The sequence below is a fragment of the Phenylobacterium sp. genome (assembly GCF_031412415.1).
Taxonomy (GTDB): domain Bacteria; phylum Pseudomonadota; class Alphaproteobacteria; order Caulobacterales; family Caulobacteraceae; genus Phenylobacterium.
The window spans coordinates 1-12228 of the sequence record NZ_JANOCX010000339.1; the positions used below are offsets into that span (position 1 = coordinate 1).

Below are 12228 nucleotides of genomic sequence, written 5' to 3' on the forward strand. Positions count from 1 at the left end.
TCACGCTCTTCCTGCGCCAGGCGCTTGGTCTTGGCCTCCAGCCAGGACGAGTAGTTGCCCTCGTGCGGCAGGCCCTTCCCGCGGTCGAGCTCCAGGGTCCACTTGGTCACCTGATCCAGGAAGTAGCGGTCGTGGGTCACCAGGATGACGCAGCCCGGGAAGGCTTCCAGATGGTGCTGCAGCCAGGCCACCGACTCCGCGTCCAGGTGGTTGGTCGGTTCGTCCAGCAGCAGCATGTCGGGCTTGCTGAGCAGCAGACGGGCCAGCGCGATGCGACGCTTCTCACCGCCCGACAGCTTGTCCACCGGCCAGTCGTTGGGAGAGCAGCGCAGCGCGTCCATGGCCATCTCGATCTTGGAATCGATGTCCCACAGATCGCCGGCGTCGATCTTCTCCTGGAGGGCGGTCATCTCCTCCATCAGCTCGTCGGAATAGTCCTCGCCCAGCTTGGCGGCGATCTCGTTGTAGCGGTCGAAGATCTTCTTCTCTTCGCACCATGATATGACATTGCCCCAGACGTTGAGGCTCTCGTCGAGGTGGGGCTCCTGCTCCAGGTAGCCCATCTTCACGCCCTCGGCGGCCTTGGCCTCGCCGTTGAACTCGGTGTCGATGCCGGCCATGATCTTCAGCAGGGTCGACTTGCCGGAGCCGTTGACCCCGACCACGCCGATCTTGGCGTCGGAATAGAACGACAGCCAGATGTTCTCGAACACCTTCTTGCCGCCGGGATAGGCCTTGGTCAGGCCCTGCATCTGATAAATGTATTGCTGCGCCATGAGGCGTCCGCGCTCGCTTCTTCGAAAAGAGGGGAATTCGCGGAGGGAGATAGCGGTCAGGACCGCCGGGCGCAACGGCGCGCGACCTTTCGCGGCCAGCGTCCAAAGAAAAATACGCCGCCCGCCCGGAGCAGGCGAGCGGGCGGCGCGCGCCGCTTACCGTGCGGCGAGAGTGCTGTCGGACTTCGACTGCGCCGCCAGGCGGTTGCAGACCGAGAGATTGCCGGGCGAAAGGGTGCGGCCGCGGCTGGTGTAGGAGGCCAGCGGCCCCACGGCGACGGCGACCTTGCGGCACTCCTTCATCAGCGAGTCGAGACCCGCCCTCTTCTCGGCGACACCGACGCAGGCGTCGCCGTCACAGGTCCATGCCACGCCCTCGACCACGGTGGTCGACACCGAGGCGACAGGGGCGGCGAGCTTGGCCTCCGCGCGGAACCCGGCGGCGGCGGCGGGGCCCGCGGCGAGCAGGACGCAGGGCAGGAGACCCGCGGTGAAAAGCTTGATTTGCATAATGCGCTCCAGCGATCTAAAAAGGGCACGATCGGTCACTAAGATTGAAAGAGCACGATCGGTCACTTTAAGTCAAGCGGGGAGGCTTGGCCTTGCGCAAAGGCGACGCCACGAAGGCCCGGATTCTCGATGAGACCGGGCGACAGGCCGCGTTGAAGGGCTTTGGGGCCGTCAGCCTCAATGACGTGGCCGAGGCCGTGGGCCTGTCCAAAAGCGGCCTTTTCAAACATTTCGAGTCCAAGGAAGCCATGGAGCTGGCGACCCTGGAACATGGCTTCGATCGTTTCGTCGCCTTCGTCTGGGCGCCGGCCGAGGCGCTGCCCCCCGGTCGTCCGCGTCTGGAGCAGATCTTCGATCGCTGGCTGGATTGGGTAGAGGTGGAGAACGCCGCCGGCGGCTGCCTGATCATGGCCGCCAGCATCGAGTTGGACGACCAGCCCGGCCCGCTGCGCGACCTCCTGCTGCACCGGGTCAATCAGTGGCGCAGGTCGCTGGCCCGGGAGATGAAGGTCCTGCGCGACCCTCAACTCTCCGATGAGGAGGCCGCCATCGCGGGCTTCCAGATGAAGAGCTACGTCCTGGGCCACAACGACGCGAAGCGGCTGATGGGCGACACCACCGCCCGCAAGACCGCCCGCGCCGCCTTCGCGTCCCTGCTTGACCGCACCTCCGCCGGCTAGGAACCGAACCGGCCGTCCGCGCGTATGCTGACCGAGGCTGCTCCCCCGCCTCGCGTTTTTGAAGGATCACGTCATGCACAAGGACCAGGTCAAGGGCGCCGCCAAGGATGCCGCCGGCTCGATCAAGGAAGCCGTCGGCAAGGCCACGGGCGACGAGCGCCTGCAAGCCGAAGGGACCTCCGACAAGGTCTCCGGCAAGATTCAACAGGGCGTCGGCAATCTGAAAGACGCCGCCCGGGACGCCCTGAAGAAGTAGCGCCGGGACACCACTGATAGCCGAGGGCCGCGGTCTTGCCGAGCGCGGCCCTTGTCATGTCCGCCAGGGCGCCTCTCCATGGTCGGGGCGACGGAGGGATGTGGCATGAAAATCCTGGCGGGCTTGGCGATGGCGATAGGCCTGGCGACAGGAGCCTTGGCGGCCGATGACCCGGCGTTCACCTCATTCGCTCAGCAGCAGCAGGCGATGGCCTCCGGCGCCGTCAGTGCCGAGAGCCTGACCAAGGCCTACCTCCAGCGCATCGAAGCCATGAACCGCAAGGGACCGCGGCTCAACGCGGTCATCGCGCTGAACCCCAACGCCCTGGCCGAGGCCCGCAAACTCGACGCCGAGCGTAAGGCCGGCAAGGTGCGCGGGGCCCTGCACGGCGTGCCGATCCTGCTGAAGGACAACATTGATTCCGCCGATGGGACCGCGACCACCGCCGGGTCGCTGGCGCTTAAGGACAACATCACCGGACGCGACGCGCCGCTGGTCCGGCGCCTGACCGACGCGGGTGCGGTCATCCTGGGCAAGGCCAACCTCTCGGAATGGGCCAACTACCGCTCCTCCCGCTCGATCAGCGGCTGGAGCGCGGTGGGCGGTCTGGTGCGCAATCCCCATGCCCTGGACCGCGGCGCGTGCGGCTCGTCTTCCGGCTCAGGCGCGGCGGTGGCGGCAGGTCTGGCGGCGGGCGCCATCGGCACGGAGACCGACGGCTCGATCACCTGTCCTGCGACCATGAATGGGATCGTCGGCCTCAAACCCACGGTCGGCCTGGTCTCGCGCACCCATGTCGTGCCGATCTCGGCCAGTCAGGACACCGCCGGCCCGATGACCCGCAACGTCGCCGACGCCGCCGCCCTGCTGACCGCCCTGGCCGGGACCGATCCGGCCGATCCGGCGACCAGGGACGCCGACACGCGGAGGACCGACTACCTCAAGTCCCTGGACGCCGGCGCGCTGAGGGGCGCGAGGATCGGCGTCCTGCGCAACATGGCCGGACGTCATCCCGACATCGACGCGGTCTACGGCAAGGCGCTGGACGCCCTCAAGGCTGCAGGCGCGATCCTGGTTGAGGTCAAGACCCCCGACACCACCGCCATCGGCGAGGCGGAGGACAAGATCCTCGCCACAGAGTTCAAGGCCGGCGTGAACGCTTACCTCGCCAGCACCTCGCCCCAGCAGGTGAAGACCCGCACGCTTGCCGACCTCATCGCCTTCAACGAGACCAATGCCAGCCGCGAGATGCCTCTGTTCGGCCAGGAGACCTTCAAGAAGGCCCAGGCGACGCCCGGCCTGGACGATCCTGCCTATCTGAAGGCGCGCGACGATGGTCGCCGGTTGGCCGGCCCCGAAGGCATAGACAAGTGGTTGAAGGACGCGAACGTCGAGGTGCTGGTGGCGATCTCCGGCGGCGCCGCACCCCGGGTCGACCCCGTGATCGGCAGCCGTTGGCTGGGGTCGTTCTCCAGTCCGGCGGCGGTGGCGGGCTATCCGCACCTCACCGTCCCCATGGGCGAAGTTGCGGGCTTGCCGATCGGGCTGTCCTTCGTCGGGCCCGCATGGTCTGAAGCCCGCCTGCTTTCGCTGGGCTACGCCTTCGAGCAGGCCACGCAGGCACGCCGCACCCCCAGCTTCGCGGCCTCGGTCGACCTGCGTCCGGAAATCGCGCAGGCCTATGACGTGACACCCTAGCCGCAGCGCGCGATCCGGTTCTCCCGCGCCATCTTCAGGGTGCTGTCGTCGTCCAGCGCCGTCGCCCGTCCGATGCGGCGAAGTTCGGCGAACGCCGCCTCGACCTCTCCATAGCGCGTGCAGGCCGCGCCTTTGCGGCCAGCGGCGAACTCCACGTCGGCCAGCATCGACAGGCCCACGGCGTAGTCGCGCAGGCGCATGGCCTCGCTGGGATTCTGCCGCCACAGGGTGCGCCGCGTGGCCACGCTTTCGGTCAGGATGGTGATCGCTTCCGGCGCGCGGCCCAGCGCAGCCAGGGCCTGGGCCTGGGCGGTGAGCACGATCTGCGCCGAGCGGGCCGCGTCGGCGTCGGCGGTGTCGAACTCAAACACCGCGCGGGCCTCGACCGTCCCCTGCTGCAATATCGGCAAGGCGTCGGCCGGCCGACCCAGCTCCAGCAGGGTCGAGCCAAGCGACCACCGCGCGCGCGGCAGCTGACGGGCGATATTGGCGTCCGACGGCCAGCGCCGGGCCGCGTCCTCCAGAAGCAGTATGCGCCGTCGATAGGGCGCCTCGGCCTCCTTCGGCCGCCCATCGTAGTACAGCGCCTCGGCGAACAGGTCCCAAAGCGAGGCCTCCAGCAGCACGGCCCTGCGCGGATCGACCGGCGGCGGCGCGGTCAGGCCCACCCGCGCCGCCTCGATGGCCTCCGGATATCGCCCCTGCCATTGGCGAAGGTTCGAGAGTTCGGCGTAGTACTGGCCCTGCAACCCGACGATCGGCGTCGCGGGATCGAGGATGAGGCCTCGCGCCTGCGCCAAATAGCGCTCCGCGGCCGTGAGGTCGTTGTCGACGATGGCGGCCAGCCGGGCTTGATCCAGGCGCGCCTCCGCGGCGATCCGCAGGCCCGCGGGACCCGGTACGCCCAGGGCCATCTGATAGGCCCGTTCCAGGTTCCGCTTCGCCTGACGCGTCTGGCCAAGGTTCGGGCGGCCCGGCCTGGCCTGCCGTTCCGCCAGCCGCAGCAACGCTTGGGCGGACTCGATGCGGACCGCCAGCGGCGCGTCGTCGCTTGCCGCCAGCCGGTCCAGGTAAGACTGCGAAACCCGCGCGACGTCGGCACGGAGCGACAGCGATTGCGGCTGGCGCTCCAACAGATCGCTGAACTCGAACAGCAGGTAGCGGGCCGTGCCCCGCACCTCTTCGAACCGGGCGCTGGCCTCGGCGCGAGCGACCTCCGTGCGGACATAGCTGACCGTGGCGACAACGCTGGCGGCCGACAGCGTCAGGATCGCCAGCACCGTGGCCCCCACGCCGATCCGGTGGCGTCGCACGAACTTCGCCGCCTCATAGGTCCAACCGCCTTGGCGGGCGGAGACTGTGCGTTGCTCGCGCCAACGTACCAGGTCGGCGGTGAGGGCGACGACGCTGCCATACCGCCTACCCGCGTCTTCGGCTTTCGCCATGGCGGCGACCGCTTGAAGGTCGGCGTCTCGCGTTTCGCCGATCAGGCCGTGCAGGATGACGCCCAGGGCATAGACGTCGTCGGCCACCACCGGCGCGGCGCCGGCCAGACGCGCGGGACTGGCGAACATCCGCGCCGTGGGGTCGACCGCTCGCTCGCCGCCGTCATCCTCGCCCAGCAGCCGAGCGATCCCGAAGTCCAGCAACCTCACCCGGCCGGCGCCGTCCACCAGGATGTTGGACGGCCGCAGATCGGCGTGGACGATCAGCCGCTCATGTGCGAACTGCACGGCGTCGGCCGCCTGAAGAAACAGCTCGATCCGGGCCTTCAAGGGCAGGTGGGCGGCGAAGAGGTCAAGCGGACGGCCGTCCACATGCTCCATGATCAGGAACGGCCCACCGCCTTCCAGGACGCCGCCGTCGAACAGCCGCGCGATGTTGGGGTGGTCCAGGCTGGCTAGGATGCGTCGTTCGACGGCGAAGCGTTCGCCGGCCAGTCGCGTGAGCCGCGGGTCCAGGAGTTTGACCGCCACCACCTGCTCGAAAAGGCCGTCGTTGCGGAGGCCTTTCCAGACCTGGCCCATCCCGCCCTGACCTAGCAGCTCGGTGAGCCGGAACGCCCCGACCTGATCGGGCGGCGGCGCGGCCGGCGCCTGCATCAGTCCAGCGAGGCGAGGTCGTCGAGTCCGCCAATTGTCACGTCCAAGTCCGTGACGATACCGTTGGACAGCGAATAGACCCAACCGTGGACGCAGAGGTCCTGACCGCGCGCCCAGGCGTCTTGAACGAAGACGTCCGAGGCCACGTTGCGCACCTGGCGGATGACGTTCAATTCGCACAGGCGGTCCAGGCGCGCCCGCTCTTCGGGAATCGCCTCCAGCTCGTGTCGGTGCTCGTGGTGGACCTCCCGGATGGGATGCAGCCAGTGATCCACCAGTCCACGCCGCTGGCCGTCCACCGCCGCGGCGACGCCGCCGCAGCCGTAATGGCCCACGACCATCACGTGCTTCACCTTCAGCACGTCGACCGCGAACTGCAGTACCGAGAGGTAGTTTGCGTCCTGGGGCGGCGCCAGGTTGGCGACGTTGCGGTGCACGAACAGCTCGCCGGGATCGAGATCGACGATCTCGTTGGCGGGCACCCGGCTGTCGGAACAGCCGATCCAGAGATACTGCGGCGCCTGTTGGCCTTCCAGCCGCTTGAAGAACCCGGCGTCGGCCGAGAGCATCCGCTCGGCCCAGGCCTTATTGTTCGCTTTCAGGTGTTCCAGCATGTGGCGGCCCATAGCCCTCACAGAGCGGCGCCACAAGCACCTGCGTCAAGTTGCGGGCGATCAACGCCGTCGGCGGCGCGGCGGCGCCGCACCGCCGTTCCAGCACGCCTTCCGCTCGCGTGAACGGCTGCGTGAGATAGACGGGCGATACTCCGACCTCCCGGGCGATGTCGTCCAGGCTGAGACGCTCACGGCCCCTGACCAACGCCCGGAGACTACGTCGCGCCGGAGCGACGGCTTTCATGTTCTTAAGGTGGGCCCCGATCAGCGCCGGCCCATGATCGCCTCGATCGTCTGGGCCCGCATCGCGCTCTCCTCGCCCAGGCGCCGGGCGAGGTCGCGCACGCCGGGCGGATAGGCCTCGCCGCCCTGGGCGATTTCCTCGGCCAGGCCCCGAATGGCGAGCAGACTGGCCTCCAACATGTCGATGTGCTCGCGGGCGAGGCCCCGCGCCTCGGCCTGGAGTTGATTGACCCGTTCGCTGAGGCTGGCCGACGGGATGGGGCTCTGAGCCACGATCTGAAGCAAGGCTGACATCGCTGAATTTCCTGTCTGCGCCGCGGGCATTTCGCGGCCGTCGCCTCATTGCTGGGCCTTGGCGACTGAACAGGCTGTGAGACGCCGGTTAGCTGGCGTTCAGGAATCCGCCGCGAGGCGCGCTGAGCCCTTCCCCTCCCGCCCCGATCCGCGCAACACTCGCGGCCGGACTTCAGACAGAGGGCGAGGATCTGCCATGTGCGACGACGATATCCACCAGGGCCTGATCGAGGATCCCACCGTGTCGCGCCGCGCCTTCGGCCTGATGACGGTCGCGGCCGCCGGGATCGCAGGCGTCGCCCAGGCGTCGGTTCCCGTGGTGGAGAAGGATGTCGAGGTGAAGACCCCCGACGGCGTCGCCGACGCCGCGCTCTACTATCCTGAGGGCAAGGGAACCTGGCCGGCCGTGGTGATCTGGCCCGATGTGGTCAGCCTGCGCCCTGTGTTCCGCGAGATGGGCCGCCGGCTGGCCGCTTCCGGCTATGTGGTGCTGGTTCCCAATCTCTATTACCGCGTCAAGCGCGCGCCGGTGGTGGAAGGCGGCTTCAACTTCGCCAATCCCGAGGATCGCGCCAAGCTCGGCCCCCTGCGCGCCACCGTGACCCCGGACGGGACCGACCGAGACGCCGCCGCCTATCTCGCCTTCCTCGACGCCCAGCCCCAGACCAACAAGAAGAAGAAGGTCGGAACCCAGGGCTACTGCATGGGCGGACCGCTGGCCTTCCGCACCGCCGGCGCCGTGCCCGGCCGGGTCGGCGCCGTGGCCAGCTTCCATGGCGGCGGCCTGCACACCGACCAGCCCACCAGCCCCCATTTGACCCTGACCAAGACAAAGGCCGAGTACCTGGTCGCCATCGCCGACAACGACGACAAGCAGGACCCGACCGGCAAGGATCGGATCAAGACCGCGCTGGACGCCGCCAAGCGGCCGAACAAGGTCGAGGTCTATGAGGGCGCCGCCCACGGTTGGACCGTCAAGGGCGGCCAAGTCTACAACGAGCCGGCGGCCGAGAAGGCCTGGGCCGAACTCCTGTCGCTGTACAAGCGCGCCCTGACGTGACTGAGGGGTCTGACCGGAGCCGCGAAGGCTCCGGTCGGCCGGCGCGCCTCAGGCGGCCTGCTGGTTCATCGACCAGGTGACGCCGAACGGGTCGCGAACCTCGCCATAGATGTCGCCCCAGAACATCTTCTCGGGCGGCATCTTGGCCTCGGCGCCGGCGTCCACCGCCCGCTTGAACCAAGCCTGGATGTCGGCGACCGGCAGCATCAGGCTGTAGCCCTGTGCCGGAAGGGCCGGAGCGCCATGTTCCGGATAGCCGTCGCTCAGCATCAGCGAGCCGCCGTTCACATAGAGGTGGATGTGCATGGTCTTGCCGTTCTCGTCGGGCGGGTATTGCGCCGCGACGACGGCGCCGAAGGCCTTCTCGTAGAAGGCGGCGGCCTTGGCGGCGCCGTCGAGGCTTAGGTACGGCACGACGCCGCCCTTCACTTCAACAGCGGCTGGGGCTTTGGGATCGATCACGTCCGACATGAGGATATCCTTCCAGGGCTTGTCCGTTCTCAGGACGAACAAGCTCCCTTCCCGCCGACAGGCCCGCCCGCTTTTATCAGGCGGCGCGCCGACGGAGTGATCCCAACGCGCCAACGCCGAGCTTGAACTGGGCCACCGACTGCGCCAGCGCCTTGGCCTCCCCGGCCAGGGCGTGGCTGGCGGCGGTCGACTGTTCGACCATGGCGGCGTTCTGCTGGGTGACCTGATCCATCTGATTGACCGCGGCGTTGACCTGTTGGAGGCCGACGGCCTGTTCCTGGGCGCTGGCGGCGATCTCCGCCACCAGGCTGTCGATCTCGGCCACGCGAGCCACGATCCGGTTCAACGCCTCGCCGGTCTGACCCACGAGGCGCACCCCGGCGCCCACCTGATCGGTCGAGGCCGAGATCAGGGCCTTGATCTCCTTGGCCGCCTCGGCTGAGCGCTGGGCTAGGGCCCGGACCTCGGAAGCGACGACGGCGAAGCCTTTGCCGGCCTCCCCAGCCCGGGCGGCTTCGACCCCGGCGTTGAGCGCCAGCAGGTTTGTCTGGAAGGCGATCTCGTCAATGACGCCAATGATCTGACTGATCTCCTGGGCGGAGGTCTCGATCTCGCTCATGGCGGTCACGGCCTGTTCGACCACCTCGCCGCTGGTCTGGGCGTCGCCTCGCGCGCCCAGCACGACTTCGGCCGCGGACTTGGCGCCTCCGGCCGTCCGACGGACCGTCACGGTGATCTCGTCTAGGGCCGCGGCCGTTTCCTCCAGGCTGGCGGCCTGCTGTTCGGTTCGACGGGACAGATCGTCGGCCGCCGAGGCGATCTCGGACGCACCGTTTCGCATGACGTCGGCCGAGGCCACGATCCCGCTCAGCGCCGTCTCCAGGCGATCGGCGGCGCTGTTGAAATCGTTGCGCAGGGTTTCGTAAAGATCAGGGAAGGCCCGTTCGATCCGATAGGCCAGATCGCCGCCAGCCAGTCGCTTGAGCGCCCCCGCCAGGCCCTCCACGACCAGGTTGCGCTCGCGCTCAGCCTCGGTCTGGAAAGCCTCGCGTTCGCTGGAGGCCGCGATCTCGGCGGCCCGCGCGGTCTCGGCGGCGACCATCGCCTCCTCCACCAGACGGCGAGACTCGGTCGCCGCGGCCAGCATCTCGCCGGACCGGGCGAAAAGCGTCGAGATGTTGGAAGCCGCCCACATCAGCACCACGGCTTCACCCACAAGGATCACGGCGTGAAGCACCACGCGGCCGATGTCGCCGCCGCCTGGGAAGACAGCCGCCGGCATCGCGAAGCTGAGGGTCAGGTGATGCAGGGCCACCACCGCGGCGCCGGCCGCGATAGCGCGCCAGTCGCAGTAGATGATCAGGGCCGCGAGGGCGGCGAAATAGGCCATGTGCAAGTCGATCTGCCAGGGCTGGCCGGCGAACCCGGCCACCAGCAACGAAACGCTCGCCATCAGCGACACGGAGGCGGCGAGACGGACGCCCGCCCCCTCGGAGCTGACAGCCCGGAGCACGGTGACGGCCGCGGCCATGGCCGCGGCGCCGAGCGCGAGGCCGAGCCATGATCCGCCGACCAAGAACGCCGAGATCCCAATGATCGGAACCATCAGCCACAACATGGCGATCACGATCTTGTCGGCGAACCGCCGTTGATCGTCGATGGACTGGAACATGGCCGTGTCTCCTAGACGCCACAAAGCCGGGCGAGGCCCGGATCGATGGAAAACAACGCGCCGGCCGCGCGCAGACGCGCCGCGGCGTCGCCCTGGGGCGCGCGCACGATGATGATGAAGGACAACGATCCGGCCGCCTGTATCGCGCCGGCCTCGGCAGCCGCCCCAAACACTTCGCCGCGACCCCACCAGGGTGGAAAGACACCGGCCGCCTCGGCCGGATCGCGCGGAGCCGCGCCAACGAGGATCGCTACCGCCAGCGACGCCACGGCGATCAGGCCGGCGAACGCCACGCTGGTGCGCGACAGACGTTCCGGATCGGACGGGGGAGATCTGCCCATGGCCACGATCTAGAGCCACGGGCGTTTCGCCATTGTTAACCATGGCCGTCGAGCTCGCGAATTCCCGAAAGAAATCATAATCTAGTCTATGTTGAGCGGAACGATCGTCTCCGCCTCAGATCGCGCAATTTAGCCTCCCTCCCGCCGCCGCCGCGTCCACTTTCCGCCTTACAGACCGCGCCAAGCTACGCCTTGAGGGGCCATGCAGGAGCTTGGAAGACCATGTCGGCAGGTAAGACGGTCCGTAGCGTATCCTTCATCGCCTTGGCGGGGCTGACCGCCGCCGGGGCGCCGCCGGTTTCCCCCACCTTCGCCCAGCCCGCCTATCGTGACGGCGCGCCAAACCCGGCCGCCTGCGAGGCGCTCGGCTTCTCCACGATTTCGGAGCGCGACGACTACCGGCGGGCGCCGCGCCTCGGCATGCCCGCGCCGCCGCCGCCGCCACCGCCCCGGCCCTACCCCAACCGCCCGGCGTCAGACGCCGCGAAGATCCCGCCCCTGCCCGTCCCGCCGGTGGAGCGACGGATCGAGGAACTGGCGGTCACGGGTCAACGCATGGCCGGCGCGACGGCCTCGGCTCGGCCCATGTACGCGCCGCCGCCAGCCATCATGGCGCCGCGCGTGGACACCGAGCGCTATCCCAACGCCCAGGCCAATCCGATCAAGCGGGTCGCCGACGAACCGGTCTCCACCTTCTCCGTCGACGTGGACACAGCGGCCTACGCCAATGTGCGGCGCTTCCTGACCGATGGACGCAAGCCGCCCGCCGACGCGGTGCGGGTGGAGGAGATGATCAACTATTTCGACTACGGCTACGCGACGCCGACCAGCCGCAACAACCCGTTCGCGCCGTTCGTGGCGGTCACGCCGTCGCCGTGGTCGTCCGATCGCCAGGTCGTCCATATCGGCCTGCAGGGCTACGACGCGCCCCGCGCCGCCCAGCCGCCGCTGAACCTGGTCTTCCTGATCGACACCTCCGGCTCCATGAACCCGGAGGACCGCCTGCCCCTGGCGCGCAAGAGCCTCAACCTCCTGATCGACCAGCTCCGGCCGCAGGACCGCGTCGCCATGGTGGCCTACGCCGGATCGGCCGGGGCGGTCCTGGCCCCCACCGACGGCCGCCAGAAGCTGAAGATGCGCTGCGCCCTGGAGGCGCTGCACTCGGGCGGTTCGACCGCCGGCGGCGCGGGCCTGGCGCTGGCCTACGACCTGGCCAAGCAGAACTTCGACCCCAAGGCGGTCAACCGTGTGATCCTGGTCACCGACGGCGACTTCAATGTGGGCGTCGCCGACCCCGCCAAGTTGAAGGACTTCGTCGCCGACCAGCGCAAAAGCGGCGTCTACCTATCGGTCTACGGCTACGGACGCGGCAACTACAACGACGCGATGATGCAGACCCTGGCCCAGAACGGCAACGGGACGGCGGCTTACGTCGACACCCTCAACGAGGCCCGCAAACTGTTCCGCGACGACTTCACGGCCTCGCTGTTTCCGATCGCCGACGACGTGAA

The 12228-nt window shown here is 68.6% G+C and carries 13 protein-coding genes; 5 read left to right on the forward strand and 8 right to left on the reverse strand.

The window, feature by feature from the left end:
• The coding region (locus RMO04_RS16355) for an ATP-binding cassette domain-containing protein (RefSeq protein ID WP_309645837.1) at positions 1–776 on the reverse strand (776 nt) is incomplete at its 3' end.
• Positions 777–932: 156 nt separating this feature from the next.
• Positions 933–1286 (reverse strand): CC_3452 family protein, encoded by a 354-nt coding sequence (locus RMO04_RS16360; RefSeq protein WP_309645838.1) that lies wholly within the window; start codon positions 1284–1286, stop codon positions 933–935.
• 92 nt (positions 1287–1378) lie between these two features.
• On the opposite strand from RMO04_RS16360, the gene RMO04_RS16365 reads away from it, so the two are divergent.
• The 3 genes from RMO04_RS16365 (at position 1379) to RMO04_RS16375 (ending at position 3920) form a co-directional block, all read left to right on the forward strand.
• Positions 1379–1966, forward strand: coding sequence for a TetR/AcrR family transcriptional regulator (locus RMO04_RS16365; RefSeq protein WP_309645839.1), 588 nt, complete (start codon positions 1379–1381; stop codon positions 1964–1966).
• Between the two features lie 73 nt (positions 1967–2039).
• Complete coding sequence (locus RMO04_RS16370) at positions 2040–2222, forward strand: CsbD family protein (RefSeq protein WP_309645840.1); 183 nt, start codon at positions 2040–2042, stop codon at positions 2220–2222.
• Between the two features lie 105 nt (positions 2223–2327).
• Positions 2328–3920, forward strand: coding sequence for an amidase (locus RMO04_RS16375; RefSeq protein ID WP_309645841.1), 1593 nt, complete (start codon positions 2328–2330; stop codon positions 3918–3920).
• Here RMO04_RS16375 and RMO04_RS16380 read toward each other — a convergent pair.
• The 3 genes from RMO04_RS16380 to RMO04_RS16390 form a co-directional block, all read right to left on the reverse strand.
• Positions 3917–6022, reverse strand: coding sequence for a serine/threonine-protein kinase (locus RMO04_RS16380; protein ID WP_309645842.1), 2106 nt, complete (start codon positions 6020–6022; stop codon positions 3917–3919). The two genes, RMO04_RS16375 and RMO04_RS16380, sit on opposite strands and share 4 nt — an antisense overlap.
• A complete protein-coding gene (locus tag RMO04_RS16385; protein WP_309645849.1) occupies positions 6022–6636 on the reverse strand; it encodes a carbonic anhydrase in 615 nt (204 codons plus the stop codon). The genes RMO04_RS16380 and RMO04_RS16385 overlap by 1 nt, the downstream gene beginning before the upstream one ends.
• Positions 6637–6900: 264 nt before the next feature.
• Entirely contained in the window at positions 6901–7173 is a 273-nt protein-coding gene (locus tag RMO04_RS16390) for a hypothetical protein (RefSeq protein ID WP_309645843.1), read from the reverse strand.
• 196 nt (positions 7174–7369) lie between these two features.
• On the opposite strand from RMO04_RS16390, the gene RMO04_RS16395 reads away from it, so the two are divergent.
• Positions 7370–8233, forward strand: a complete 864-nt coding sequence (locus RMO04_RS16395; RefSeq protein WP_309645844.1) for a dienelactone hydrolase family protein — start codon at positions 7370–7372, stop codon at positions 8231–8233.
• A gap of 48 nt (positions 8234–8281) precedes the next feature.
• On the opposite strand, the gene RMO04_RS16400 is transcribed toward RMO04_RS16395, so the two are convergent.
• From RMO04_RS16400 to RMO04_RS16410, 3 genes are all read right to left on the reverse strand, one after another.
• A complete protein-coding gene (locus tag RMO04_RS16400; protein WP_309645845.1) occupies positions 8282–8704 on the reverse strand; it encodes a glyoxalase/bleomycin resistance/extradiol dioxygenase family protein in 423 nt (140 codons plus the stop codon).
• Between the two features lie 76 nt (positions 8705–8780).
• On the reverse strand, positions 8781–10376 hold the full coding sequence (locus RMO04_RS16405; protein ID WP_309645846.1) for a methyl-accepting chemotaxis protein: 1596 nt from the start codon (positions 10374–10376) through the stop codon (positions 8781–8783).
• An 11-nt stretch (positions 10377–10387) separates the two neighbouring features.
• Positions 10388–10717, reverse strand: coding sequence for a hypothetical protein (locus RMO04_RS16410; protein WP_309645847.1), 330 nt, complete (start codon positions 10715–10717; stop codon positions 10388–10390).
• A 222-nt stretch (positions 10718–10939) separates the two neighbouring features.
• On the opposite strand from RMO04_RS16410, the gene RMO04_RS16415 reads away from it, so the two are divergent.
• Positions 10940–12228: von Willebrand factor type A domain-containing protein (locus tag RMO04_RS16415; RefSeq protein ID WP_309645848.1), on the forward strand; the 1289-nt coding region annotated here is incomplete at its 3' end.